This window comes from Sphingomonas sp. R86521, from assembly GCF_042466235.1.
Taxonomy (GTDB): domain Bacteria; phylum Pseudomonadota; class Alphaproteobacteria; order Sphingomonadales; family Sphingomonadaceae; genus Sphingomonas.
On sequence record NZ_JAXHBY010000001.1, the window covers coordinates 107,761 to 134,153 of the forward strand.

Annotated in this window: 25 protein-coding genes and 1 tRNA gene; 15 read left to right on the forward strand and 11 right to left on the reverse strand. The window is 68.4% G+C overall.

The genetic code is table 11. From position 1 onward, the window contains the following. The first annotated feature begins 145 nt into the window (after positions 1-145). On the forward strand, positions 146-793 hold the full coding sequence (locus SJY20_RS00560; protein WP_380784662.1) for a cell wall hydrolase: 648 nt from the start codon (positions 146-148) through the stop codon (positions 791-793). Between the two features lie 137 nt (positions 794-930). Then, the gene (locus SJY20_RS00565) at positions 931-1,425 is read left to right on the forward strand and encodes an MmcB family DNA repair protein (protein WP_380784663.1); all 495 of its coding nucleotides are present in this window, start codon (positions 931-933) and stop codon (positions 1,423-1,425) included. A 7-nt stretch (positions 1,426-1,432) separates the two neighbouring features. Here the strand turns inward: SJY20_RS00565 and SJY20_RS00570 are convergent, their stop codons facing one another. After that, complete coding sequence (locus SJY20_RS00570; protein WP_380784664.1) at positions 1,433-2,029, reverse strand: ankyrin repeat domain-containing protein; 597 nt, start codon at positions 2,027-2,029, stop codon at positions 1,433-1,435. A 74-nt stretch (positions 2,030-2,103) separates the two neighbouring features. On the opposite strand from SJY20_RS00570, the gene SJY20_RS00575 reads away from it, so the two are divergent. The 3 genes from SJY20_RS00575 to SJY20_RS00585 are packed head-to-tail and all read left to right on the forward strand — an operon-like array spanning position 2,104 to position 3,801. After that, entirely contained in the window at positions 2,104-2,691 is a 588-nt protein-coding gene (locus tag SJY20_RS00575; RefSeq protein WP_380784665.1) for an SCO family protein, read from the forward strand. After that, entirely contained in the window at positions 2,679-3,119 is a 441-nt protein-coding gene (locus SJY20_RS00580; RefSeq protein ID WP_380788505.1) for a YcgN family cysteine cluster protein, read from the forward strand. Before SJY20_RS00575 ends, SJY20_RS00580 begins: the two co-directional genes overlap by 13 nt. Positions 3,120-3,126: 7 nt before the next feature. Beyond that, positions 3,127-3,801: a M48 family metallopeptidase gene (locus SJY20_RS00585; RefSeq protein WP_380784666.1), complete on the forward strand. Its 675-nt coding sequence runs from the start codon at positions 3,127-3,129 to the stop codon at positions 3,799-3,801. On the opposite strand, the gene SJY20_RS00590 is transcribed toward SJY20_RS00585, so the two are convergent. The 5 genes from SJY20_RS00590 to SJY20_RS00610 form a co-directional block, all read right to left on the reverse strand. Then, positions 3,777-5,918, reverse strand: coding sequence for a transglycosylase domain-containing protein (locus SJY20_RS00590; protein ID WP_380784667.1), 2,142 nt, complete (start codon positions 5,916-5,918; stop codon positions 3,777-3,779). The genes SJY20_RS00585 and SJY20_RS00590 overlap by 25 nt on opposite strands. 33 nt (positions 5,919-5,951) lie before the next feature. Further along, the gene (locus SJY20_RS00595) at positions 5,952-7,058 is read right to left on the reverse strand and encodes an NAD(P)/FAD-dependent oxidoreductase (protein WP_380784668.1); all 1,107 of its coding nucleotides are present in this window, start codon (positions 7,056-7,058) and stop codon (positions 5,952-5,954) included. Beyond that, positions 7,037-7,711, reverse strand: a complete 675-nt coding sequence (locus SJY20_RS00600; protein WP_380784669.1) for a methyltransferase domain-containing protein — start codon at positions 7,709-7,711, stop codon at positions 7,037-7,039. The genes SJY20_RS00595 and SJY20_RS00600 overlap by 22 nt, the downstream gene beginning before the upstream one ends. After that, a complete protein-coding gene (locus SJY20_RS00605) occupies positions 7,711-8,775 on the reverse strand; it encodes a type III polyketide synthase (RefSeq protein ID WP_380784670.1) in 1,065 nt (354 codons plus the stop codon). Before SJY20_RS00605 ends, SJY20_RS00600 begins: the two co-directional genes overlap by 1 nt. 77 nt (positions 8,776-8,852) lie before the next feature. Further along, the gene (locus SJY20_RS00610) at positions 8,853-9,017 is read right to left on the reverse strand and encodes a hypothetical protein (RefSeq protein WP_380784671.1); all 165 of its coding nucleotides are present in this window, start codon (positions 9,015-9,017) and stop codon (positions 8,853-8,855) included. Positions 9,018-9,410: 393 nt separating this feature from the next. Here SJY20_RS00610 and SJY20_RS00615 point away from each other — a divergent pair, with 393 nt between their 5' ends. Together SJY20_RS00615 and SJY20_RS00620 are read left to right on the forward strand one after the other, a co-directional pair. Continuing rightward, positions 9,411-9,878 (forward strand): hypothetical protein, encoded by a 468-nt coding sequence (locus tag SJY20_RS00615; RefSeq protein ID WP_380784672.1) that lies wholly within the window; start codon positions 9,411-9,413, stop codon positions 9,876-9,878. Positions 9,879-10,023: 145 nt separating this feature from the next. Continuing rightward, positions 10,024-10,632, forward strand: coding sequence for a PilZ domain-containing protein (locus SJY20_RS00620; protein WP_380784673.1), 609 nt, complete (start codon positions 10,024-10,026; stop codon positions 10,630-10,632). A 30-nt stretch (positions 10,633-10,662) separates the two neighbouring features. Here the strand turns inward: SJY20_RS00620 and SJY20_RS00625 are convergent, their stop codons facing one another. Together SJY20_RS00625 and SJY20_RS00630 are read right to left on the reverse strand one after the other, a co-directional pair. Then, a complete protein-coding gene (locus SJY20_RS00625) occupies positions 10,663-10,812 on the reverse strand; it encodes a hypothetical protein (RefSeq protein WP_380784674.1) in 150 nt (49 codons plus the stop codon). A 65-nt stretch (positions 10,813-10,877) separates the two neighbouring features. Further along, positions 10,878-10,964: transfer RNA gene (locus tag SJY20_RS00630), tRNA-Leu, on the reverse strand. Between the two features lie 122 nt (positions 10,965-11,086). On the opposite strand from SJY20_RS00630, the gene SJY20_RS00635 reads away from it, so the two are divergent. The 8 genes from SJY20_RS00635 to SJY20_RS00670 all read left to right on the forward strand — a co-directional run bounded on the left by SJY20_RS00635 (position 11,087) and on the right by SJY20_RS00670 (position 23,845). Further along, a complete protein-coding gene (locus SJY20_RS00635) occupies positions 11,087-12,448 on the forward strand; it encodes an MATE family efflux transporter (protein WP_380784675.1) in 1,362 nt (453 codons plus the stop codon). 55 nt (positions 12,449-12,503) lie between these two features. Further along, positions 12,504-13,634, forward strand: a complete 1,131-nt coding sequence (gene nhaA, locus SJY20_RS00640; protein WP_380784676.1) for a Na+/H+ antiporter NhaA — start codon at positions 12,504-12,506, stop codon at positions 13,632-13,634. A 12-nt stretch (positions 13,635-13,646) separates the two neighbouring features. Beyond that, positions 13,647-14,864: an MFS transporter gene (locus tag SJY20_RS00645; protein ID WP_380784677.1), complete on the forward strand. Its 1,218-nt coding sequence runs from the start codon at positions 13,647-13,649 to the stop codon at positions 14,862-14,864. 69 nt (positions 14,865-14,933) lie between these two features. Next, the gene (locus SJY20_RS00650; RefSeq protein WP_380784678.1) at positions 14,934-16,079 is read left to right on the forward strand and encodes a glycosyltransferase; all 1,146 of its coding nucleotides are present in this window, start codon (positions 14,934-14,936) and stop codon (positions 16,077-16,079) included. 180 nt (positions 16,080-16,259) lie between these two features. Then, entirely contained in the window at positions 16,260-18,446 is a 2,187-nt protein-coding gene (gene glf / locus SJY20_RS00655; RefSeq protein ID WP_380788507.1) for a UDP-galactopyranose mutase, read from the forward strand. Further along, positions 18,443-20,509: a glycosyltransferase gene (locus SJY20_RS00660; RefSeq protein ID WP_380784679.1), complete on the forward strand. Its 2,067-nt coding sequence runs from the start codon at positions 18,443-18,445 to the stop codon at positions 20,507-20,509. Before glf ends, SJY20_RS00660 begins: the two co-directional genes overlap by 4 nt. After that, positions 20,502-21,602, forward strand: a complete 1,101-nt coding sequence (locus SJY20_RS00665) for a zinc-binding alcohol dehydrogenase (protein ID WP_380784680.1) — start codon at positions 20,502-20,504, stop codon at positions 21,600-21,602. Before SJY20_RS00660 ends, SJY20_RS00665 begins: the two co-directional genes overlap by 8 nt. After that, positions 21,599-23,845 carry a glycosyltransferase gene (locus tag SJY20_RS00670; protein WP_380784681.1) on the forward strand — a complete coding sequence of 749 codons (2,247 nt, stop codon included), beginning with the start codon at positions 21,599-21,601 and terminating at the stop codon, positions 23,843-23,845. The genes SJY20_RS00665 and SJY20_RS00670 overlap by 4 nt, the downstream gene beginning before the upstream one ends. Position 23,846: 1 nt before the next feature. Here SJY20_RS00670 and SJY20_RS00675 read toward each other — a convergent pair whose 3' ends face one another. Genes SJY20_RS00675 through tsaD form a run of 3 tightly spaced genes read right to left on the reverse strand, consistent with a single transcriptional unit; the run spans position 23,847 to position 26,373 of the window. Continuing rightward, a complete protein-coding gene (locus SJY20_RS00675) occupies positions 23,847-24,380 on the reverse strand; it encodes a DUF1697 domain-containing protein (RefSeq protein ID WP_380784682.1) in 534 nt (177 codons plus the stop codon). Next, positions 24,380-25,351: an NAD(P)H-dependent glycerol-3-phosphate dehydrogenase gene (locus SJY20_RS00680; RefSeq protein WP_380784683.1), complete on the reverse strand. Its 972-nt coding sequence runs from the start codon at positions 25,349-25,351 to the stop codon at positions 24,380-24,382. The genes SJY20_RS00675 and SJY20_RS00680 overlap by 1 nt, the downstream gene beginning before the upstream one ends. Next, positions 25,348-26,373, reverse strand: a complete 1,026-nt coding sequence (tsaD, locus tag SJY20_RS00685; RefSeq protein ID WP_380784684.1) for a tRNA (adenosine(37)-N6)-threonylcarbamoyltransferase complex transferase subunit TsaD — start codon at positions 26,371-26,373, stop codon at positions 25,348-25,350. The genes SJY20_RS00680 and tsaD overlap by 4 nt, the downstream gene beginning before the upstream one ends. Positions 26,374-26,393 lie beyond the last annotated feature (20 nt).

Sequence of the window (26,393 nt, forward strand, 5' to 3'; positions counted from 1 at the left end):
CCCCTGTGAACCGAGGGGGATTACAACGAAAATCGCGTTGTGTCGGTGCGGGTGCGATCCGGGTCGATTACGCAGTCGGGGGGATGCCCGGACGAGTGGCCTAGCCGCTCGGGTCCGTGGTCCAACCGCATATTAACTCGAGTGAATGACGATTTTGCAGCGGGCCGCGACAATCGCAGCCATGACTTTCTCACTTGCCGGCCTGCTTGGACACAGCACGCCTGGCAGCGCAACGGAACTCGGTCGCGTCGCGATCACGACTCCCGTTTCTGCAAGCTACAACACGCTTCCCTCGGCAAATGTTCCGCAGATCGTGCCCGCCGTGACCCCCGCCTTCGATCAGGCCGTCACCACCGCACCGGTCGCAACCACCGAAGCCGAAGAATTCGATTCCCTCGCTGAAGCCGTCGCCGCGCAGGACGCCGCCGCCTCAAACGACTCGCTCCAGTGCCTCGCCGGCGCCGTGTATTTCGAATCCAAGGGTGAGCCGCTCGTCGGCCAGCTGGCGGTTGCCGAAGTCATCATCAACCGCGCCAAGTCGGGTCGCTTCCCGTCCGACGTCTGCGACGTCGTCACGCAGCGTGGCCAGTTCAGCTTCGTCCGCGGCGGCCACATCCCCGCGATCAGCGCCGGCAAGGCCTATCGTACCGCGATTGCCGTCGCCAAGGTCGCACTCGCCAGCGCGTGGAACAGCCCGGCTCCCAAGGCGCTGTTCTTCAACACCCCGAACCGCAGCCCCGGCGGCCGCCTGACCAAGATCGCAGCGATCGGCAACCACATCTTCTATCGCTGATAGCGCTGGGGCCGAGCGGGTCGCGCACAGCCGCTGGCCGGCTTGAACTCCACCCGCCCTCCTATCTTTAGACATCAGCTGGTCGAACAGTCCGCGAACGGGGTTGCCCTGTTCGCGGATTGTTCTATTTCCGGTCCATGCTCGATGTTCCTTCCGCCTGCACCGACGCCCCCGGCTCACCGCTGTGCGCCGCGGAGGTCGCACGCGGCGTCGTCCGCATGCTGCTCCGCCACGATCTGACCGCGATGGCTGAAGTCCCGCTCGACGGCGGCCGACGCGCCGACCTGATGGCGCTCGACGCGCGCGGCAACATCGTCATCGTGGAGATCAAGGTGTCGCGTGCCGATTTGCTCGGCGACGGCAAATGGCCCGACTACCTCGCGCATTGCGACCGCTATTACTGGGCAGTGCCGGCGGGGTTCGATACCGCTCCGCTCGAAGGCTCGGCGTTCCTGCCCGAGCGGACCGGGATCATCGTCGCCGATCGCTATGACGCCGCGATCGTCCGGGAGGCGCATTCCACCCCCCTGCCCGCGCATGTACGCAAGCGTTGCACGCTGGCGTTCGGGCGCCGCGCCGCGCGCCGGTTGATCGGGACGGTCGATCCCGATGCCGATGGTCTGATGTTTTAGGGCAAACCTAGAATTTAGGCCCCGATACGGCCTTCTGGGTCTTCTTCGGCGCGTCCTCGAGCAGCTTGGTCACCACCGGGTTGCGACCGTCCTGCTTGGCATAGGCGCGCGCCGACATGCCGGCCATGATGTCGGCTTGGTCCGGATCGGCACCCTCGTTCAGCAGGATGCGGATCATGCCGACGTCGCGGCGCTGCACCGCGCGGATCAGCGGCGTCTCGCCCGCCGAATTGCCCAGGTTCGGGTTGGCCTTCGCAGCGGTCAGGATCGGGATCATCCCCGCCTGCCCCATCGTCACCGCCAGCAGCAGCGGGGTGTTGCCCTTGCCGTCGCGCAGATTGGCGTCGGCCCCCTTTTGCAGCAGGAAGCGCAGATAGGTCTCGTCGCCGCGCTTGATGACGATGTGCAGCGCACCCTCGCCGGTGGTCACGTCGCGCGCGTTGACGATGCTGCTGCCGGGCTTGTTGAGCATTTCCAGCACGTCGTTGTTCTTGGCGTCGCGCACCGCGGACAGGAACTTGTACCCCGCCGATTGTTGCTGCGCGAGCGCAGGGCCCCCGGCGGTCAGGAGCAGGGCGGCGAGCAGCAGGCGGGTGGGCGACATCTCGGATTCCTTGGCGGCGATGCGGTGCCCGACGCTTGCGCTGCAACCGCGAACAGATCAAGGCTGGCGACATCATGACCCTAGTTCGATTTGCCCTGTTCGGCGCGCTTGCGCTGTCCGCCTGCAGCCCGGCGCCGGTCGCTCCTGCCCGCCCCCCATTGGAAGGCGCGCGGATCGGCGGCCCGTTTACGCTGACCGATCAGAACGGCCGCAGCGTCTCGGATCGCGACTTCGCGGGCAAATACCGGATCATGTATTTCGGCTACACCTTCTGCCCCGATGTCTGCCCGACCGACGTCCAGGCGATCGGCGCCGCGCTGAAGTCGCTGGAACGGACCGATCCGGCGGTTGCCGCGAAGATCGTGCCGATCTTCGTCACGGTCGATCCGACCCGCGATACGCCTGCGGTGTTGAAGGCCTTCGTATCGGCGTTCCATCCGCGGATGGTCGGGCTGACCGGCACGGTCCAACAGATCGAGGGCGTGAAGAAGGAATTCGCCGTCTTCTCTGCCAAGGGAGACCCCTCGCCCGGCGGCGGCTACCTCGTAAACCACAGCCGCCAGGCCTATCTGATGGCCCCGGATGGCAAGCCGATCGCGCTGTTGCCGCAGGAACAGGGACCGCAGGCCGTGGCCGACGAGATCAAGCGCTGGGTGTCGTGACGCGCTTCTGGGAAACCACGCCGATCGAACAGCTCGACCGCGGCCAGTGGGAGGCGCTGTGCGACGGCTGCGGCAAATGCTGCATCCATAAGCTTGAGGACGAGGACACCGGCGAGCTGGTGCCGACCAACGTGGCGTGCCGCCTGCTCGACCGGCGCAGCGGGCAATGTTCCGACTATCGCCACCGCCATGCCTATGTCCCCGAATGCGTCCGGCTGACGACGGGCAACGTCCACGGCATCGACTGGCTGCCGAGCACCTGCGCCTATCGCCTGCGCGCGGCGGGGGAGCCCCTGCCCGGCTGGCATTATCTGGTCTGCGGGGACCGCGAGGCGGTGCATCGTGCCAAGCAGTCGGTCCGCGGCTGGACGGTCAGCGAGGACGAGGCCGGCGAGTTGGAATACCACGTGATCGAGCGCGAGCTGTGAGCCGCCGGTGATCGACGGCTTGGAGATCGTTCGCCACCCGCGCGCCCGCCGTGCGCGGCTGTCGATCGATCCCGCCAGCGGCCGTGCCAAACTGGTGCTGCCGAAACGTGCGGCGCTCAAACCCGTGCTGGCCTGGGCGGAGGAAAAGGCCGGTTGGCTCGCCGAACAGCGTGCGAAACTGCCGCTGGCGATGCCGTTCGAACCCGGCACGATCGTCACCGTCGCCGACGAACCGCTGACCATCGCCTGGCAGGAGGGCCGCCGCCGCACTCTGTTGCGCGAAGGGGACATGCTGTCATGCTCGGGCCCGCTCGATACCGTCCCGCGCCGGGTAGAGGCCTGGATCAAGCGCATCGCGTTGGAAATGCTTACCCGCGAGACCACCGAGTTCGCCGCAAAGGCGGGCGTATCGGTCAGTCGCGTGGCGATCGGTGATCCCAAGGGGCGTTGGGGCAGTTGCGCGTCGAGCGGTGCGATCCGCTATAGCTGGCGGCTGATCCTCGCGCCGGGCTGGGTGCGTCGCGCGACCGTCGCGCACGAAGTCGCGCACCGCGTCCATATGAACCACGCGCCGGCGTTCCACGCGCTTGTCGCCGACCTGCTCGAGGCCGACCCGATGCCCGCGCGCGCCTGGCTACGCACGCACGGCGCCGCGCTTCACTGGGTCGGGCGGTCGTCCTGATAGCGATCGCGCGGCACGTCGCGCTGTAGCGGCTGGCGTCCCGCCGGTGCCTCGCGACGCGGCGCATCGCGACCGGTGACGCGGTCGATCCAGTCCTGGTTCAACTGTTGCGGCGGTGCCGGCGCGGGCTGGTCGCTCTCGATCGCCGGTGATCCGGAATCGTCGGCAGGAGCCGCCTGGCGCGCGGGGGCGGGGCGCTCGATCGGGTTGCCGTCGCCGTCGACCATCTGGCCGCCGTCCTGGCCCTGACCTCCGTCCTGGCTATTGTCGGGCTGGCCGAAATAGCTCTCCTCGTCGGGCTCCAGCTGCCATTCGGGCAGGGTTACCTGCGTCTCGAACTGTTCGATCGGGCGGCTGGCGGTCGCGGGCTTCATGAATGCCGCCCAGGCGCGCGCGGGCGCAGTGCCGCCGTGCAGCCCAGCGATCGGACGCGCATCGTCGCGGCCCATCCACACGCCGGTGGTGATCCCGCTGGAGAAGCCGAGGAACCAGCCATCCTTCGACGAACTGGTGGTCCCGGTCTTGCCCGCGACCGGGCGGCCGATCTGTGCGGCGCGCCCGGTGCCGGTGTTGACCGCGGTCTGCAGCAGGTCGGTCATCTCGGCAGCGACATAGGGCGCGACCAGCACGTGGCTGCGGTCGACCTCATGCGTGTAGATCGTCTGGCCGTTCGAGCTGACGCGCGTGATGCCGTACGGCGTCACGGCGACGCCCTTGGCGGCGACGCTGGCAAATGCGCGCGTCATGTCGAGCAGCCGCACGTCGGAAGTGCCGAGTACCATCGACGGATGGGTATTGACCGGCGTGGTGATCCCGAACCGCCGCGCCATGTCGGCGACCGTCGCGAAGCCGACCTCCTGGCCCAGCTTCGCCGCGACCGTGTTGAGCGAATAGGCAAACGCGGTGCGCAGCGAAACCGCGCCGGAATTATGACGTGAATCGTTCCGCGGGCTCCATCCAGCGATCGTCACGGGTTCGTCGACGATCGAATCCTCGGGCTTGTGGCCCGCTTCCAGCGCGGCGAGGTACACGAACAGCTTGAAAGCGGAGCCCGGCTGGCGGACCGCCTGTGTCGCGCGGTTGTAGATCGACGACACGTAATCCTTGCCGCCAACCATCGCGCGCACTTCGCCGCCGCGATCGAGCGCGACCAGTGCACCTTGCGCACCCGGCGGCGCATTCGCCCGGACTGCCTCATCGGCCTGGCGCTGCATCGACAGGTCCAGCGTCGTCCACACCTCTAGCGGCTGGGTGGTCTCGTCGATCAGCGTATCCAGCTGCGGCAGCGCCCAGTCGGTGAAATAGCGTACGCTGTTCTGCTTGGGCTCGGGCGCCAGCTTCAGGCCCTGGATGTCGGCATCGGCAGCCTGTGCCGACGTGATCGCGCCGGTCTCCTCCATCGTCTTAATGACGACGCCCGCGCGACCGACCGCAGCCTCGGCATCGGCGGTCGGAGAATAGTTGGATGGCGCCTTGACTAGCCCCGCGATTACCGCGGCCTCGGCCAGGCTCAGATGGTCTGCGCCATGCCCGAAGAATTTGCGCGAGGCCGCGTCGATCCCGTACGCGCCACCGCCATAATACACCTTGTTCAGATACAGTTCGAGGATCTGATCCTTGGTGAACTGGCGCTCGATCGCGAACGCCAGGATCGCCTCCTGGAATTTCCGCGCGAACTTCTTCTGGTTGTTGAGGAAGACGTTGCGCGCCAGCTGCTGGGTGATCGTCGAACCGCCCTGGGTGAAACGGCCGCGATCCCAGCGCACCTTGATCGAGCGCGCGACGCCGATCGGGTCGACCCCGAAATGCGAGCGGAAGCGGCGATCCTCGACCGAGATGGTCGCGTCGCGCATCACCTGCGGGATCTGGTTGTACGGCAGCCATTCGCCATAGCTCGGTCCGAGCGACACGATCACGGTGCCGTCGGCGGCGTGGACGCGGATCATCTGGCCGTTGGGCGACGATTTCAGACTGTCGAAGGTCGGCAGCTGCGATTTCGCGACATAGACCGCGATCACCAGCGCCGCGAACGCCAGGACGGCCAGGCCGACGAGCAGCTGGATCAGGATGATCAGCCGGCGGCGCCATCGGGGTGGGGAGGTACGCGCACGAGCCATGAACGACGCCGAATTACGCGCTATGCGTGCGCCCTACAAGCGGAGATCGGGGACCGCAGGTTGGGGCGCGATCCGCGTCGCATGTGCGACCAGCCGGATCAGCGACGGTCGGACCATCGGTAGCAGCCACGCGGCCCCCGCGGTCTCGGCAACGCGGCGCACCAGTCCTGCGACGCCGATCGGCCGCGCGATCCGACGGGCGAAATCGACCTGCCAATCCGCGGCGGCACCGGGCCCATCTCGGCGATAGGCATCGGCGGCGGCGACGCCGCTGGCGAGCGCGATCCCCATGCCCTCCCCGGCGAGCGACGGAATGACGCCAGCCTGGTCGCCGAGCCGGAACAGCCCCGCTTCGCCGTGCCGCTCACGCCAGCCATAGGGGACGTTGGCGATAGCATCGACCGGATCCGCGATCCGCGCGATCCACTCGCCGAGCGCGGGTAGTTCGCGGCCGAGCGCATCGAGCAGCTGCCGCGGCGTCCCCGCCTCCTGCAATCGCGAGCGGTGGACCGCCAGGCACAGGTTCGCGCGGCCATCCTCCTGCAACGCCAGCCCGGCATAGCCGCGATCGAACAGGTGCAGCTCGATCCGCCCGGCGAGCGACCGGGCCAACGCTGGCGATGGGGTTATGTGCACGCGCAGTCCCAGCGTCGGGTCGGCACCGCGAGCTTCTTCCGGACGCGCGAGGCCACGGATGTCGTGCTTGCCGCTGGCGAGGAACAGCGCGTCGGTGGTCATCGTCGCGCCGTCCGCGGTGCGCACCGTTCGTGCGTCGATCTCGCGCACGGTGACGCCGCGTTCCACGGCCGAACCGAGTCGTTCCGCTTCGGCCAGCAGCACGGTATCGAGACGGTGGCGCGAGACGTTGATGGCAGGGCGGGGCAGCTTTGCCTCGGCGCGGCGGGTACCCGCAAACAGCCGGACGTCGGTCACGCGCGCCGGATTGAGCGCATCGGGATCGATCCCCAGCCCGGCCAGCGTCTCCAGCGTCCGCCAGCTCAAGAACCCGCCGCACAGCGCGTCGCCGGTCTCTCGCGATCGTTCGAGCAATAAGTGCGGGACGCCGGCGCGCGCGAATCCGATCGCAGTCGCGGCGCCCGCGGGGCCGCCGCCGACGATCAGCGCAGGCGTTCGACGCACAGCCGAAACGGAAAGGCGCGGAACACCCGCGCATCCTCGACGCCAGCCTCGGACAGGATCGGCGGCCATTCATCGGGCCGATAGCTGCGCGCGATCGACAGCGTACCGTCGTGCCGGACCATCGGATGCCAGCGCGCCAACGTCGCGAGCAACGGGAAGCCGGCATGCGCGAAGCGATGACGGTGCAGGTCGTTGACCAACCAGCCGACGCGCGCGTGCGCTTCCATGAAGCGCAGGAACGCGACCAGCTGGGCGTGGGACATGTGGTGCGCGACGAGGCTGCTGACGATCACGTCCCAAGGCTCGTTGGCCAAGTCGGCATAATCGCCTGTCACATACCGGATCGCCCCGCCATGCACGCGTGCCGCGGCCTCGCTGCGCGGATTGAGGTCGACGCCGACGAGTTCGACCGATACCCCGCGCTTCGCCGCCCAGCGTGCGATCCGGCGGAGCATGTCGCCATCGCCAAAGCCGACGTCGAGGATCCTGAGCGATTTCGACCGCGCGGCGGCACGCGCGAGAAATGCGAGGGTAGGGCGGGCAGCCAGCGTGACGACATTGACCCGGGCAAGGTCGCCGACCACCGCGGCATAGACCGCGGGATCGAGATCGTCCGCGTCCATCTGTTCTTCGGCATGAGAGCGAACCAGCATCACGGCGCGCTCCGGAAGCCTAAGCCCTCGGCCGCCAGCCCGGGTCCGAACGCCAGCGCGACGCCGCGCGTCACCTTCGGCCCTGCCAGCAGTTGTTCGAGCACGAACATCAAAGTCGCGGACGACATGTTGCCGTTCTCCGCCAGCACCGCGCGCGATGCTGCCAGCGCCTCCGGCGGCAGGTGCAGTGCATGCTCGACCGCATCGAGGATCGATCGCCCGCCGGCATGCACCGCCCAGGCATCGACGCTTTCCGGCGGATGGCCACCGCTGGCGACGGCACGGAATTCCGGCTCGGTGATGGCTGCGGCGATCCGCCCCGGCACTTCCCCCGACAGGTGCATAGCAAAGCCGCTGTCGGTGATGTCCCAGCGGATCAGGTGGTCGCTGTCGGCCAGCGTGGTTGCGAACGGCGCCTCTAGCGCGAACCCGCTGGCGTCGCCCGTAACCAGCGCCGCCGCTGCACCGTCTCCGAACTGGAGCATCGCCAGCAACGGTTCGATCGCGCTCACCGCTTGCAGATGCAGCGTCGAAAGCTCGACGGTCACCACCAGCACGCGTGCGTCCGGTTCGGAACGGACGATGTGGCGCGCGGTCCGCAACGCGACGATGGCGGCGTAACAGCCCATGAAGCCGATCAGCAGCCGTTCGATAGTGGGAGACAGACCGATCCGCCTTGCCACGATCTGGTCGATTCCCGGTGCCACGAACCCGGTGCAGCTCGCCACCACCAGATGGGTGACGCCGTCGAGCGCAACTTTCGCCCGCAATGCATCGACCGCCGCGATCGCCAGCGCCGGTGCATGTTCGGCATACAGCGTCATGCGCGCGGCCGTGCCCGGGAACGATGCAGCGGCGTAGAATCCGCCCTCGCCGACCGGCGATGCGCCCGCCTCGGTGGGGGGCAGGATCGACCAGCGATGCGCGATTCCCGATCGGTCCGCCATCCGCTCGAACAGCCGTTTCGACCGCGCTTCGACCCGCTCGCGCGCCCAATCGATAAACGCGTGGTGGATATCATGGTCGGGAACGGCGGAACCGACGGCGTTCAAATAGGCAGGCACGGAAACCTTTCGCGCGAATATCACCCTTTAACGCGCGATATCGGCAAACCGTACCGTGATTCGGTCACCGCCGGCGTTTAGTCGTGGCCGGCGGAGTCGCGATGATCGTGGCCGACGCCATATTTCTCCTCGACCATCGCCATCCCGGTCCCGACATAGGCCGCGATCGCGTGATCGCCGGCGTCTTCGAGGGCGCGGCACGCTTCCTGTAGCATCGAATAGACCCGCATCGCATTCATCATCACTCTCCTGGGCTCCCGCGAACCTGAAACAGCCGGTCAGGTAGGGAGGCGCTTAAGGGTTCGCCATGTTTAATTTTGGGGCTACGCCCGCATCGGGACAGATGCAACCGCAATGGTTTTGAATTGCCGCGTAGAGCAACGCGTTACCACGTAAGGTAAGATTTTTCCAAAAATATGATCTGAAATGGTTTTCCCGCAACCGGCTTTGGTCTTGCTTTGGCTATGTGGCGGCGGTGATGGCGACATCTTCGGTTAACGCGGTGTAACCAAACACGACACGTTTCACTTGGCCCGTTCCACGCAATGTGGCTACTCTCCGCGAATCATGCGCCGTTCCGTACTTTACCCGAGGTGCGAAAGGGCGTGGGGAAACGGGACGATGGGGAGCCTGGTGTGCACAATGATAGCGTCGTCGGGTTGATGAAGGAACTGACCGCCAAGCTGCTGGCGGTGACTGAAGAGTTTGACGGACGGCTAGCGGCGTTGGCCGAACCGGTCGCAGCGGCGGAGGATGGGACGCTCAGTCCCGCCGCATTGATCGGCCGGGCGCACGCGATCATGGCCGAACGGCGCATGCGGCGTCAGCATCTGCCCGCCGAGCTGTTCCATGAACCCGCCTGGGACATGCTGCTGGCGCTGTTCGTGGCGCACGACAATCCGCAGCCGATGAACATCAAGGCGTTGGTAGCAATGGCGGACGCACCGGTGACGACGTCGCAACGCTGGATCGAGCATCTCTACAAACTGCGGTTGATCGACCGCGTGATCGACCCTGCCGACCGCCGCCGCGTCGAGATTTCGCTCAGCGCGGTTGGGAAGGACGCCATCTGCAACTATCTGCAGGCAATCGCCAAATCCTGACATGCGCGTTCGGCCGCCAGTCGGCGACCGCAAGGAAGGGACACTGCGGTTAAATCGTTGCGTTGCAACATTCTGGCACCATGTGAAGTTTCAATGACGGCTGATTCGTGCGAAAGCCGTTTCATTGCAACCGAGGGGGCGCGCAATGCTGGATGACCAGGACGATCAGGACCGCCCAGTGCCGACCGCTGTGGTGCGGGAGCGTCGTGGTGGCCAACGCCATTCTATCGTCCTGCTGATCGGCAAGGTTTGTCGTGGCGACCATGAAACCGTCTGCCTCGTCCACAACATCTCCGCGTTCGGGTTGATGGCGCGTTTCACGACGGCGCCGGTGGTCGGCGAACGATTGCGCATCGAAGTACGCGGGCTGCCGCTGGTTGCCGGTACGGTGCGCTGGGTCAAAGGGGTGAAGGCAGGGTTCGAGTTCGACGAACCACAGGACGTCGACCGGGTGTTCACGCTGAAGCAGGACGATGGCCGGACTGCACGGTCGCCGCGCTTCCCGATCGCGGCGCTGGCACGCCTCCGGTTCGAGGGCGCGCCGTTCACCGCGGCACTGATCGACATTTCCGCAGGCGGCGCCAAGATGATGAGCGACACGCCGGTGACGACCGGGCTGACCGGCCAGATCATGCTGCCGGACATGGAAACGCCGGTCTACGGTACGGTGTGCTGGACCCGCGACGATTCGTTCGGGGTGCGCTTCGTCGCGTCGCTGTCGCTGACGACGTTGTCGCAGGTTCTCGGATGCTGATCGCTGCCGCCTGCTAAGGCGCGGGCGAGCTTATTTCTCGTCGGTCGTCAGCTTCACCTTGTTGGGCAGTTTCTTCCCCTTCGTCCGGCGCGACGGCAGCTGAACCGGATTCTTCTTCTTCCACTGCGCAAAGGTCATAGGACCATCGGGCGTGTCGATCATCGTATCGTCGATGGACATCGGAAGGTTCCTCGGCGGATGGCGATCCGGACCTGGCCCGGAGCCTTACCCGGGCAGGGGAGAAATGGTGCGGCCGAGAAGACTCGAACTTCCACGGGCTTTCGCCCACAACGACCTCAACGTTGCGCGTCTACCAGTTCCGCCACGGCCGCACGTGATACAGGCCGGACTTGCATCCGGCAGCTGGTAGGCCGGTGCCACTAGCAAGGCTTTCGCCGGCCTGCAACGCCTTTGCGCGCATTCCCAAACAAAGCCGTATTGGGTAGCGGGGGGAATGACCACGCTCCTCTCGCACACCAATCGGGCGGAGACGCGGCGCGTGCTGACGCTCGCCTGGCCGGTTGCGCTGACCAGCCTCAACTGGACGATCCTTCATGTGACCGACGTGGTCGTGGTCGGGCTGGTCGGCGTGCACGAGGTCGCGGCGCTCGGCGCGAGTCGCTCGCTCACCTTCATCGCGATCGTCACCGGGCTGGCGTGGCTGTCGGGCATCATCGTCCATACCGCGCGCGCCGATGGTGCAGGCGACCTGCCGCAGACCGGGCAAGTGCTGCGCGAGGGACTGGCGTTCGCGCTGCTGCTCGGGCTGGTCCTGGCGGGAATAACGTATGCGTTCGCGACGCCGATGCTGAGCGCGATCGGCGTCGCCCCGGGACTGGTCGCGCCCGCTGCGCGCGTGGTGCGGGTGATGGCACTGACCTATCCGCCGCAGTTGGTGATGCTCGCCGCGAGTTTCTTTCTCGAAGGGGTCAGCCGACCGCGGCGCGTCACGATCGTCAACTTGGCGATCCTGCCGCTCAACGCGGTGCTCGCCTGGGCATTGGCGGGCGGGCATCTCGGACTGCCGGCAATGGGCGCGGTCGGTGCGGCGACAGCGACGGTCGTCGCCTCGATGCTCGGTGCGGTGGGAATGGTCGGGGCTGCGCTCTGGCTACCGCGGGCGAAGGCGCGCGGGATGCGACGAATCGACCGTGCCGCCTGGGCTGGCGTGCCGCGCGGTATGGTCGCGCTGGCGGCCTTCGGGGCGGTGCCGGCACTGGCGTCCGGGCTGGAACTCGCCGGCTTTTCGATTCTGATCGCGCTGTCGACGCAGTTCGGCGACGCGGTGGCGCATGCGTTCCAGATCGTGTTCGCGATGCACAATGTAACGTTCGCGCTGGCGCTGGGGCTCGGTTCGGCCGCGGGGGTACGAGTCGGCAACGCGGTGGGCGAGGGCGACCCGTTGGCCGGCGTGTCGCGCGCGTTGATCGCGACGGCGCTGGCAATGCTGGCGCTCGGCGGATGCGCGATCCTGCTGATCGTCGGACGGCATGCGATCGTCGCGGGCTTCCCCGCCGAGCCCGCGGCGCATGCGGTCGCGCTGGCGATGCTGCCGGTCTGGGCGCCGTTCATCCTGTTCGATGGCGCGCAGGTGGTGCTGGTGTATGCGCTGCGCTCTCTCGGCGATCAGGTGGTGGCCGGGATCAACGGCATCGCCGCCTATTTCATCGTCACCGGTGGCGCGGGGTGGTGGATGGCGCATGCGGGGTTCGGGCCGATGGCGCTGGTATGGGCGTCCGGGCTGGGGATGCTGACCGCTGCGATCCTGCACGGCGCGCGGTTCTGGCAGGTTGCGCGGCGGTTGCGGCGGGCATGACCGCGTAACGCAGCGTTCCGTTTGGGCCGCCGGGCGACGCTTGCTAAGGGGAGTCATGGTGCACCAATCCCCGACGTCCGTCGCGCGACCCTGGCACGCCAGCCCCGCAGCCGGCGGCATCGCCCTGATCCTTGCCGCGGCCTGTGCGATCACGATCGCCAATTCGCCGCTTGCCGGCGGCTACGACGCGGTGCTGCACGCCCAGGCGGGGCCGTTATCGGTGCACGCGTGGATCGACGACGCCTTGATGGCGATATTCTTCCTGACCGTGGGGTTGGAGATCAAGCGCGAGCTGGTCGCAGGCGAGCTCGCGACCGCGGCGCAGCGGCGACTGCCGTTCGTCGCGGCGGCGGCGGGAATGATCGTGCCGGCTTTGGTGTACCTAGCGCTGGCGGGCACCACGCCGGGGCTGACCCGCGGCTGGGCGATCCCGGCAGCGACCGATATCGCGTTCGCGATCGGCGTGCTGGCGTTGCTCGGCAGTCGAGCGCCCGCGTCGTTGAAGCTTTTCCTCACCGCGGTCGCGATCGCCGACGACATGGGCGCGGTGGCGATCATCGCGCTAGGTTACACCGCCGCGATCGACCTTGCGGCACTCGCAGCGGCCGCCGGCGTGGTCGCGGCGATGGTCGCGCTCGACCGGCATGGCGAGCGGCGGGCGTGGCCGTATCTGGTCGGGTTTGCGGTGCTGTGGGCGCTCGTGCTGCAGTCGGGCGTGCACGCGACGGTTGCGGGCGTCGTCGCGGCGCTGACCATCCCGGTCACCACCGCGGAGCGCATCGAACATGCGATCCAGCCCTGGGTCGGGTTCGCGATCCTGCCACTGTTCGCGTTCGCCAATGCAGGCGTCGGACTCGGCGGGATCGGGTGGGATACGCTGCGCGACCCGCTGGTGCTCGGCGTCGCGGCGGGACTGTTCGTCGGTAAACAGGTCGGCATCTTCGGCGCGATCTGGGTCGCCGACCAGACCGGGTTCGCGCCGCGGCCGAGCGGGGCAAGCTGGCTCCAGATCTGGGGTGTCGCACTGCTCGCGGGGATCGGTTTCACGATGAGTTTGTTCATCGGTGGACTGGCCTTTGCCGGTGACGCTGCGCGGCTGGATGCGGTGAAGGTCGGCGTGCTCGGCGGATCGCTACTCGCGGCGCTGGCGGGGTTTGCCGTGTTATGGTGGGCGGGACGAAGGTGAAGCGGATGTCGCGTGGGTTCTGATGCCGCCATCGCCGGGGGCACGCCGGCGTTCCGGCGGCTGACACTGGCAATGCTGTTCGCCGGGTTTTCGACCTTCTCGCTGCTCTATTCGGTGCAGCCTTTGTTGCCGTCGTTTGCCGCGCAGTACCGGCTGACTGCCGAGACCGCGTCGCTCGCGGTGTCGCTGGCGACCGGACCGCTGGCGATCGGTATCCTGTTCGCGGGGTTGCTGTCGGACCGCGTCGGCCGGCGACCGCTGATGATCGCGGCGATGTTCGCGGCCGGCGCGTTGACGCTCGCCGCCGCGGTGGTGCCAGGGTGGAGCGGACTGCTGGTGCTGCGCTTCCTGACGGGCATCGCGTTGGCAGGCGTGCCGGCGGTGGCGATGGCCTATGTCGCCGAAGAGGTCGACGCGGCGTCGGTCGGCTCGGCGATGGGCCTGTATATCGCGGGCAGCGCGTTCGGCGGGATGGGCGGCCGCCTGGTCGCCAGCCTGGTCGCGGATCTCGGTGGCTGGCGTTGGGCGCTCGGCGTGGTCGGCGTCATTGGCCTGACGATGGCGGAGGCGTTCCGACGGCTCGCCCCGCCGTCGCGCAACTTCGTCGCGAACGGCAGCCGCCCGGGTGCGATGCTGCGCAGCGCCGCGGCGCTGTTCGCCGACCGGGCGATGCCGCTGCTCTATGCCGAGGCGTTCCTGCTGATGGGCGTGTTCGTCACGGTGTACAATTACGCGGGCTTCCGGCTGATGGCACCGCCCTATGCGCTCAGCCAGGCGGCGGTCGGCGCGGTGTTTCTGCTCTACATCCTCGGTTCGGCGAGCTCGGCATGGTTCGGGACGCTCGCGGGCCGACTGGGGCGGCGGCGGGTATTCTGGGTGCCCGTGGTCCTGACGATGGCCGGGATCGGGCTCACCGCGATGCGGCCGCTGGTGCTCGTGGTCGCAGGGATCGGCGTGGTGACGATCGGCTTCTTCGGCGCACATTCGATCGCGAGCGCCTGGGTCGGGCGACGCGCCAGCACTGCGCGGGGGCAGGCGGCAGCGTTCTATCTGTTCTTCTATTACATGGGATCGAGCGTGCTGGGGTCGGCGGGCGGCTTTGCCTGGACGCACGCCGGCTGGCCCGGCGTGACCGCGTTCTGCCTGGTGCTGATCGTCGCGGCACTCGCGATCGCGGCGATCCTGCGCACGGTGCCGCCTCTCGCCACGGAGCCAACCCGGATCAACTAGAGTATCGTTGCGCTCGGACGGCGGCGACGACATGATTCCGCGTGGCGATCCCGCCTGCCGAGAGTTTGCATGCGCCACGAACGCGTTCCCCTGACCGTCCGCAGATCCGTGGTCGTCATCAGCGACTGGGTCGAGGACGGCGATGCCGCCTGGCCGGAGCTGCAGCCGCCGCCGAACTACGCGAACGGACCCGCGGCGTCGGAACCGGTCGACGTCGTCGGCAGCTATCTCGAACGCCTGCCACTTGCACTCGTCGCCGCCGGCATCGTTGAGCAGGCCGAGATCTGGCACCATTGGCGCGGGGCAGGGCCGTCGCCGTTTCGCCGCGAGACCGCGGTGCTTGGCCGCCGCGGCTTCCGTCTGGACGGGGATGCCGCGCCGTTCGCGTCGACCGCGATGGAGGCCTTCATCCGTCGGTACGGCGCGCCGCATATCCTGATCGTCTATGGCCTGGGCGTTGCGCCGTCGGTGCTCGAACTCTGCGCGAACAGCATCATCCTCTATAATTCGATCGACGCGCCCGCGCTGCGCGTACCGCCCGAGTGCAGCGCGCTGTTCGATCTCGTGCTGACCGGCGCGCAGTGGCAGTCCGACGCGGTCGTGGCGCGCCACCCCGGCATGGCGACCGCAATCCTCCCTGTCGGCCCAGACTTCGCCGCGATCGACCAGTTCCGCCCACTCGGGACCGCCAAGGATGTCGACCTGATCTACGTCGCCGCCGCGCAACCCTATAAGCGCCACGACATCCTGTTCGACGCGCTGGCACGGCTGCCCCGCGACGTCCGCGCGCTGTGCGTGTTCGGCTATGGCGAGATGGCGGACGACCTCCGGCGCGACGCCGCGGAGCGCAATCTGTCGGTCGAGTTCGTCGGGCCGCCGGGCGTCGGGATCGACGCGGTCAACCAGCTGATGAACCGCGCGCGCTTCGGCGTGGTCTGCGGTGTCGACGATGGCGCGCCGGCGATCCTCACCGAATACATGCTGGCCGGCCTGCCGGTGCTCGCCAATGCGGCGCTGTCGTGCGGGCTGCAGTATATCCTGCCGGAAACCGGGATCACCGCGACCGCGGAGGGGTTTGGCGATGCGATCATGACACTGCGCGACACCGCTGCGACCTACGACCCACGGGCGGCCGTTCTCGACCACTGGACCTGGCCGCACAGCGTCCGGCGACTGGGCGAAATTATTGCTGCCATCCATGATTCAAAGCAATGACGTCGGAAATTTGGCCGGCTAGCTTGGTAGGATTGCGGGCAACCGCGGACTGACGCGGATCGGAACCACGTGCACGGGACTACGGCCACCCCCGACAAGTCGGGCGCCATTGCGACACCACCGCTCATCTGTTTTTCGCATCTGCGCTGGGACTTCGTGACCCAGCGACCGCAGCATCTGATGAAACGGTTCGCGGCGAACGGCCCGGTGTTCTTCTGGGAAGAGCATATCCCGTGCGACCATCCGCTGCCGTTCCTCGAATACCATCCCTTTCCGGCCGACGGCGTGATCGTCCTGCGCCCCCGCCTGCCACATTGGTGGAATGCCGCCGATATCGCGGCTGGCCTGCGCGACCTGCTGGCGCTGCTGGTGCGGACCAGCGTGCCGGCAAAGCCGTTGCTGTGGTTCTACACCCCGGCGATGGCCGACTTCGCCGCACCGGTCGATGCGGCGCTGGTGGTGTACGACTGCATGGACGAGCTGTCGGCATTCCGCTTCGCCGACCCCGCGTTGATCGAGCAGGAAGCGCGGCTGCTGGCACGTGCCGACCTGGTCTTCACCGGCGGCTACAGCCTGTACGAGGCCAAGCGCGGGCGCCATCCCGACGTCCACGCCTTCCCGTCCGCGGTCGATGTCGACCATTTCGCGCAAGCCCGCGCGAACGTGGCCGAACCCGAAGACCAGCGCGGCATCGCGGGTCCCAAACTCGGCTTCTTCGGCGTCATCGACGAACGCATCGACCTGGCGCTGGTCGACGCGGTGGCGGCGGCGCGGCCCGACTGGTCGCTGGTGATGATCGGACCGGTCGTGAAGATCGACCCCGCCGATCTGCCGCGCCGCGCGAACATCCACTGGCTCGGCGCGCGCAGCTATGCGGAGCTACCCGCCTATCTGTCGGGGTGGGACGTCGCGCTGATGCCGTTCGCGATCAACGCCGCGACTCGCTTCATCAGCCCGACCAAGACGCCCGAATATCTGGCGGGCGGCTTGCCCGTGGTCTCGACGCCGATCGTCGACGTCGTGCGGCATTACGGCGATCTCGATGCGGTCGCGATCGCCAGCGACGCGGCCGGGTTCGTTGCGGCCTGCGACGCGGCGCTCGCGCTGCCACGGGGCGGTGCCTGGCGGGATCAGGCGGATGTCGTGCTGGCTACGCAGTCGTGGGACGATACGCAGGCGGCGATGGCCGGCGAGATCGCACGGGTGCTGCGCGGCGAGCGCCGTACCGCGCCGCGCCCGCGTTATGATACGCTGGTGGTCGGCGCGGGCTTTGCCGGCGCCGTGCTGGCCGAACGGCTGGCGGCGGAGTCCGGGCAGCGCGTGCTGGTGATCGACAAGCGCCCGCATATTGGCGGCAACGCCTATGACGAACACGATGCGGCGGGCGTGCTGGTGCATCGCTATGGCCCGCACATCTTCCACACCAATTCGGCGGACATCGTCGACTATCTGTCGCGTTTCACCGACTGGCGGCCGTACGAGCACCGCGTCCTCGCCGATGTCGCAGGCGAGCTTGTGCCGATGCCGATCAACCGCACCACGCTGAACCAGCTCTACGGCTTGACGCTGGAGACGGACGCGGACGCCGCCGCGTTCCTCGCGACCCGGGCCGAGCCGGTTACCGATATCCGCACGTCGAGAGACGTGGTGGTCTCGGCGGTCGGGCGCGAACTCTACGAGACGTTCTTCCAGGGCTATACGCGGAAACAATGGGGGCTCGACCCGTCCGAGCTCGACCGTACCGTCACCGCGCGCGTGCCGACGCGGACCTCGACCGACGACCGCTATTTCACCGACCGGTTCCAGGCGATGCCGGCCGAGGGTTATACGAAGATGTTCGAGGCGATACTCGATCATCCGGGGATCGAGATCGAACTCGGCGTCGACTATCACGACGTGATCGAGCGCATCGAGTGCGATCACATCGTCTTCACCGGCCCGATCGACGAATATTTCGACTTCCGCTTCGGCAGGCTGCCGTATCGCAGCCTCGAGTTCGTCCACCAGACCCATGACGTCGCGCAGTTCCAGCCAGTCGCGGTGGTAAACTATCCCGACGAGACGGTGCCGCACACCCGGATCACCGAATACAAGCATCTCACCGGCCAGGTGCATCCGCAGACCAGCATCACCTATGAGATCCCGAGCGCGGAGGGGGATCCCTATTATCCGATCCCGCGGCCCGAGAACCAGGCGCTGTTCAAGCGCTACGAGGCGCTGGCGGATGCCGAACCGGGCGTGACCTTCGTCGGGCGGCTCGCGACCTATCGCTACTACAATATGGACCAGGTGGTGGGGCAGGCGCTGGCGACCTATCGCAAGGTCTTCGCGCGAGCTGTGGCCGTTGAGGCCGAGGCGGCGGAATGATGCGGATCTGCCTGCTCACCGACAGCGCGGCTCCCTCGGGGGTCGGCGAGCACATGATGACGCTGGCAACCGGCATGACCGACGTAGCGGTCACCGTTGCCGGGCGCAGTGGCACCGGACTGCTCGACCGCGCCGCCGCGCACGGCCTGGCGGTGAAGGCGATCGACGACGACCACGGCGCGCTGACCCGCTGGCTGCAGCGCGACGCGCCCGATCTCGTCCACGTCCATGCCGGGATCGGCTGGGAGGGCAATGCCGCGGTGCGCGCCGCCGCCGCCGCCGGGGCGCCGGTCATCCGCACCGAACATCTGCCCTATCTGCTGACCGACGACGCGCAGCGCGCCGACCACCGCGATGCAGCAGCCGGCCTGTCGCGGCTGATCTGCGTGTCGGATGCCGTCGCGACCAGCCATCACGACGCCGGCATCGACGCAGCACTGGTCGAGACGATCCACAACGGCGTCGCGCCGCGCATGCCGACGCGGTCGCGCGACGCGTTGCGCGGCGAATGGGGCGTCGGCGATGCGCCGGTGCTGCTCATGATCGCGCGGTTCGCCGAACAGAAGGGCCATCGCCTGCTGCTCGACGCACTGCCAGCGATCCGCGCCGCGCACCCCGATTGCGTCGTGCTGTTGGCAGGAGAGGGGCCGCTGCTGATCCCGACCGCACGTGCGATCGCCTCAGAAGGTCTCGCCGGCACGGTGCGGATGTTCGGCAACCGCGGCGATATCGCCGACCTGATGGCGCTCGCCGACCTGCTGCTGCTGCCGTCGACGTTCGAGGGGCTGTCGCTGGCGGCGCTCGAGGCGATGGCGGCGGGCCTTCCGATCGTCGCGACCGATGCACCGGGCAATGCCGAAGCGATCGAGGACGGCGTCACCGGACGCCTCAGCGCCGCCGATCCGGCCAGCTTCGCCGCCGCCGTCGTGGCGATGCTCGACGACCCGGCGCAGCTGACCGCGATGGGCGACGCCGCACGCGACCGTCACCGCGCCCGTTTCACCGCCGATCGCATGATCGCCGACACCCGCGCGGTCTACGCCGCCACCCAACGACAGACACAGGGAATACACGTGGAGCGGACACGCATCGGGTTCATCGGCGCCGGCGGCATCGCGCATCGCCATTTCGGCGTGCTGGAGCAGTTCGACGACGTCAGCATCGTCGCGGTCGCCGATGTCGACATGGCGCGCGCAACCGAAGCCGCCGCACGGTTCGGCGCGCGCGCGTTCGGCGATGCCGCGGCGATGATCGACGCGGTAGAGCTCGATGCGCTGTTCATCTGCGTACCACCGTTTGCGCACGGCGAGCCCGAGCGGCTCGCGATCGACGCCGGCCTGCCGTTCTTCGTCGAGAAGCCGGTCGCACTCGATCTCGGCACCGCGGAGGATGTTGCGGCGTCGGTCGAACGGCTCGGGCTCGTTACCGCGGTCGGCTATCACTGGCGTTATCTCGACACCGTCGATGAGGTGCGTGCGCTGCTGGCCGCGACGCCGGCGCGATTGCTGTCGGGCTATTGGCTCGATTCGACGCCGCCGCCGCGCTGGTGGTGGAAGAAGGACGCGTCCGGCGGGCAGATGCTCGAACAGACCACGCATCTGGTCGACCTCGCGCGCTATCTCGTCGGCGACGTGGTGCGCGTCTACGGCCAGTCGGGGCACGTCGATCGTGCCGCCTTCCCGGGGCTCGACGTCGCGACCACCAGCACCGCGATGCTGACCTTCGCGAGCGGCGCGATCGCCAATTTCGCCTCGACCTGCCTGCTCAACTGGAACCACCGCGTCGGGCTGCATCTGTACGGCGAGGGGCTGGCGATCGAGCTGACCGACCGCGACGTGATGATCGACATCGGTCGCGGCCGTCCGGTACGTGGCAACGGCGCCGATCCGGTGATGCTCGAGGACCGCGACTTCATCGACGCGGTGCAGGGCAAGGCAAACCGCATCCGCTGTCCGTACCCCGCCGCGCTCGACACGCTCCGTCTGGCGCTCGCGATCGAACGGTCCGCCACCGAAGGCCGCGCGATCGACCTCAGCCCGGCGCGGGAGGCGGCGCATGTCTGAATGGCGTCACGTCCGCTCACTCGGCGTCGAACGCCCGGGCCAGGCCTATTTCTTCGGCTATGACGAAGCGCCGCCAGCCGAGGGCCAGGTCCGGCTCGACCTGCTCTACACCGGCTTTTCCGCGGGGACCGAGCTCACCTTCGTCAAGAACAGCAACCCGTATCTCCACTCGCGCTGGGATGCAGGCCGCGGCGTGTTCGTCGAGGGCGAGGCGAGCGCGCACTATCCGGTGCCGTTCCTCGGCTACATGGAATGCGCGCGCGTCAGCGACAGTCGGGTCGACGATTACGCGAACGGCGACGTCGTCGGTGCGGTGTTCGGTCACAAGACCGGCCACACCGCCGATCCGTTCAACGACCTGCTCGTCAAGCTGCCGGCCGAAATGGATCCGATCCTCGGCATCTATATCGGCCAGATGGGTCCGATCGCCGCCAACGGCATCCTCCACGCCGATGCCGAACTGCTGGGACCCAACGTCATTGGCCTTGGCGACGGTATCCGCGGACGCCCGGCGCTGGTGATCGGCGCAGGCGTCGTCGGGATGCTGACCGCGCTGTTCGCACAAGCCGCCGGCGCCAGCGAAGTCGTGATCGCCGATCCCTCGCCGTTCCGCCGGCTGCGCGCCGAATGCCTCGGGTTGACGGCGATGACCGAGGATCAGGCGTGGAACTACGCCAAGTCGCGCTGGCTTCACGGCGGCGACGATCGCGGTGCCGACGTGGTGTTCCAGACCCGCGCGGATGCGGCCAGCCTGCATGCGGCGATGCGCGCACTACGTCCGCAGGGTACGGTGATCGACCTCGCTTTCTACCAGGGCGGCGCCGATCGGCTGCGGCTCGGCGAGGAGTTCCATCACAACGGCCTCTCCTTACGCTGCGCACAGATCAACCGCGTCCCGCGCGGGCTTGCACAGCAATGGGACAAGCGCCGACTCGCCAACGAAACCGTCAAGCTCCTGGTCGCCCGCGGCGCGGACATCCGCGCGCAGCTGATCACGCACGTCATACCCTATGACGACGCGCCCGGCTTCATCGCGCGGCTGGTCGGCGAGCGGCCCGAATTCCTGCAGATCGTCTTCAAGGCCGCCGATTGAACCCGCCGATCGAAGGCCGCCCGATCCGCATCCTGTTCGTCTTCGCCTGGTTGGTCGTCGGCGGCGAGGAAACCGAGGTGCGGCTGCTCGCCCAGGCGCTCGACCCGACGCGCTACCGGATCGAGGTCGTGGCGTGTTTCCGCAAGCCCGGCATGCCCGAACAGACCCATGCGCAGCTGGAGGCGATCGGCGTGCCGGTCGATCGCACGCCCTATGCGCTCGGCTATGACGAGACCGTCGCGTATCTCGCCAGCCGGATCCCCGGTTATGACCTGGTCGTGTCGTGCCAGAACGTCGCCGACATCTATCCCGCGCTGGAACGGCTGCACCTGCGCCCACCGCTGATCGAGCATGGCGGGCTGGTGTCCGAAGCGCTGGCGGGTCCCAAGCATTTCACCGCGCGCTATGTCGGCGTCTGCGCCTCGATCCGCGATGCCGCGGCGAGCCGCATGCCCGATCGGCCCCACCACGCGGTCGAGATCCCGTCGATGGTCGACACGCACGCCTTTGACGCCGCGACGCGGGCACCGACGCGTGCCGCGCTCGGGATCGCCGACGGGGTGCCGCTGATCGGCTGGCTCGGACGACTCGACCCCAAGAAGCGTGTCGAGGATTTCATCGATGCCGCCGCGCTGATCCATGCGCGGCAGCCCGATGCCCGGTTCGTCGTGATCGGCGGCCCCGATGCGTTCCTGCCCGACTATGCCATTGCCCTCCGCGCCCGAGCGACCGCGCTGGGCCTCGACCGCGTCCTCACCTTCCTGGGCGACCGCGCCGACGTGCCGGCGCTGCTGTCCGCGCTCGACGTCTTCGTCTGGCTGTCGCGCGGCGAGGGCATGCCGCACGTCATCGCCGAGGCCGGTGCGGCGCGCCTGCCCGTCGTCGCGACCTGCGACAACGGCACCGCCGAACAGATCGTCGACGGCGTCAGCGGGCTGTTCGTACCGCATGAGGATCCCCCGGCGGTCGCGACGGCCGTGCTGCGCTTGCTGGCCGATCCAGAACTAGCGACCAGCCTCGGCACCGCGCTGCGCGCGAAAGTCGACGCGGACTACGCCATCCCCGCCGTCGTCCCCCAATGGGAGGCGCTGTTCGCCGCAGTCCTCGCCGAGCGCCCGCCGCTGCCACGCCCGACCGGCCTGTTCCGCAGCGTCCTGCAGGGCGGGTTCGAATGCTCCACTCACCGCCGCGCACACGACCGCGCGCGCGTCGACGTGATCGCAGCCAGTCATCACGACGTCCACGCCGAACACGATTATCGCGCGCTGGCCCAGCACGGCATCCTCACCGTCCGCGACGGCCTGCGCTGGCATCTGATCGAGCGCGAACCCGGCCGCTACGACTGGTCCAGCCTCGAACGCCAGTGCGCCGGTGCCGCGGCGGCAGGAACCGAGGTGATCTGGGACCTGCTCCATTATGGCTGGCCCGACGATATCGACGTCTGGACCCCCGCCTTCGTCACCCGCTTCGCCGCCTTCGCCGCCGCCGCCGCACGTCATCTGGGCCCCGCAGGTCCCGGCGAACGCCGCTTCTATGCGCCCGTGAACGAGATCTCGTTCCTGGCCTGGGGCGGCGGCGATGCGGCTTACCTGAACCCGTTCGCGCGCGGACGGGGGCACGAACTGAAGGTCCAGCTCGCGCGTGCGTCGATCGCGGCGATGGAGGCGATCCTTCTGGTCGATCCCCCCGCGCGCTTCGTCCACGCCGATCCGGTGATCAACGTCGTCACCGACCGGTCGCGCCCGCACGATGCTCCCGCCGCCGAAGGCCACCGGATCGCGCAGTTCCAGGGCTGGGACATGATCGCCGGCCGCGCCTGGCCGCAGATCGGCGGGCGGCCCGACCTGCTCGATATCGTCGGAGTCAATTTCTACCACAACAACCAGTGGATCCATGGCGGCCCGCCGCTCGCCTATGGCGATCCGCGCGCGCGCCCGTTCCGCGAAATCCTCGCGGACACCTACGCCCGCTACGGCCGCCCGATCTTCGTCGCCGAAACCGGGATCGAAGGCGACGCCCGCGCACCCTGGCTGCAGTCGATCATCGCCGAGGTGCAGGCGGCGATCGCGCTCGGCGTCCCGGTCGAAGGGATATGCCTCTACCCGGTGCTGGATCACCCCGGCTGGGACGACGGACGCTATTGCCCGAACGGATTGCTAGGCCATGGTGAGACGATCGAAGGTCGCGTTGCCGACCCCGCACTGGCGACGGTGGTAGACGCGTTCGTTGGCCGAACCGCTTAGGTCAGGCGGTCAGTTCGGCAAGCTTCTGCACCGTATTCCAGTTGCGCGCGGTCGCCGCTGTGGGAAATTTGAGCCTGGCCGTCGCCTGAGGCAGCGTCGACCGCCCGATCCCCGCCGGATAATCCACGAACAGCTCGCGGCCCACGCACGCCAGCCGCTCGGGCCCCGCATAGCCTGCCGCCAGATCGTCCAGTAACGCCGCGGGGAACGGCGTGTGGTGGAAGGCGACGAGCACATGGCTGGGCCGCACCTGCGCCGCGTCGGGAAACGGGTTCGCCGCGACGACCGGCGCCAGCTCGGCATGGCTGCGGACGAACCACGCGGTGTCGAGGCCCAGCGCGGTCTTTGCCTGTTCCGCCAGCATCGGCTCCAGCACGGCGGCATCGGTATCCGTTTCGAACACGACGTTGCCCGATGCGAGCAGCGTCGCCGCCGGTCCATAGCCCAGGCCCTCGATAAACGCCCGCAGGTCGGCCATCGGCAGCTTGCGGTTGCCGCCGACATTGACCCCCTTCAGCAAGGCCGCAACCCGCATCAGCCGGCCTCGCCCTTCAGCGGTCGCGCGAGCAGGTCGCCGATCACGTCGCCAACCGACGCGCCTTCCAGCAACCGACACACTGCCTCGGTGATCGGCATGTCGACACCCGCGTCGCGCGCGGCTTCGCGGAGGACGGGGGCGGTGAAGGCACCCTCCGCCACGGTGCGGCGATCGGCGAGCAGCGTTGCCGCCGACTCGCCGCGACCAAGCCCGACACCCAGCGAGAAATTGCGCGAACTGGTCGACGAGCAGGTGAGAACCAGGTCGCCCAGCCCCGACAGCCCGGCCAGCGTTTCGGCGCGGGCGCCGCGCGCGAGGCCGAACCGCGTCATCTCGGCAAAGCCGCGCGCGATCAGCGCGGCGCGGGCATTCTGGCCGAGCCCGGCGCCCTCGACCACGCCGCAGCCGATCGCGAGCACGTTCTTGACCGCCCCGCCGATCTCCGCGCCGATCACGTCGGTGGTCGCATACGTCCGGAAATGCGGCACCGCGAGCCGCGCCGCCAGCCTCTCACCGAGCGCGGCGTCCTCGCACGCCAGCGTCACCGCGGTCGGCATCCCCGCCGCAACCTCGTGTGCGAACGTCGGGCCCGACAGCACCGCGATCGGCGCGTCCGGATGCACCGCGCGCGCAACTTCGCCGATCAGCCGCTTGCTGCCCGCTTCGATCCCCTTGGCGCACAGCACCAGCGGAATGGTGCCGACCGGTGCCGCCGCCAGGACCGCGCCGACATGCTGCGCGGGGGCGACGACCAGGATGATGTCGCACGCGGCAAGGTCCGACAGGTCGCCGGTCGCGCGGATCGCCGGGGCCAGCGTGCAGCCGGGAAGGAACAGCGCGTTCTCATGCGCGGCGTTGATGCCCTCGACCACCGCGTCTTCGCGCGCCCACAGCAGCACGTCGCTGCGCTGCGCCGCGACCTGCGCAAGGGCGGTGCCCCACGCACCGCCACCGATGACCCCGATCACGCCTTCACCCCCGCGCCGCGCACCGTTTCGGCGCCGGGATCCAGCGGCCAGCGTGGCCGCGCCGCGACGTCGAGCGGATCGGTCAGGCCGGCGGCAAACCGCTCAGCCCCGGCCCAGCCGATCATCGCGGCATTGTCGGTGCACAGCCACAACGGCGGCGCGACGAAGCGCAGGCCGTGCGCGGTGGCCAACGCCTGCAGAGCCGAACGCACCGCGGTGTTGGCCGCAACGCCGCCCGCGACGACCAGCGCGGTCGCGCCGTGGATGGTACCCAGCGCCTTGGTGGTTCGGTCGATCAGGCAATCGACCACCGCTGCCTGGAACGACGCCGCGAGATCCTCCGGTGGGTAATCTCCCGCCACGCGCGCCACCGCGCTTTTGAGGCCTGCGAACGAGAAATGCGGTTCGACCGACCCTTTCAGCGGTCGCGGCAAAGGCACCGCCTTCGGATTACCGAGCGCCGCCGCACGCTCGACCGCCGGGCCGCCGGGAAAACCAAGCCCGAGGATCTTGGCGGTCTTGTCGAACGCCTCGCCCGCCGCATCGTCGATCGTCGTTGCCAGTCGGCGATAGCGACCGACGCCTTCGACCAGCAGCAACTGGCAATGCCCGCCCGACACCAGCAGCAGCAGATACGGGAATTCGAGATCGGGGTCGGACAGCCGCGGGCTGAGCGCATGCCCCTCCAGATGGTTGACCGCGACCAGCGGTTTCCCCGCGGCGTGCGCGAGCGCCTTGCCGGTCACCAACCCGACCATCACGCCGCCGATCAGCCCCGGTCCCGCGGTGGCGGCGATCGCATCGACATCCGCCAGCTTGAGCCCCGCGTCGGCCAGGGCCGCGACGATTAGCGGTTCCAGCGCCTCGACATGCGCGCGCGCGGCGATTTCGGGAACGACGCCGCCGAACGGCGCGTGTGCGGCTTCCTGCCCGAGCAGGCGGTGCGCGAGCACGCGGCGGTCGCCGGTCACGAGCGCGGCGGCGGTTTCGTCGCAGGAGGATTCGATGCCGAGGATGATCATGCCGCGCACCCTATCGCCCG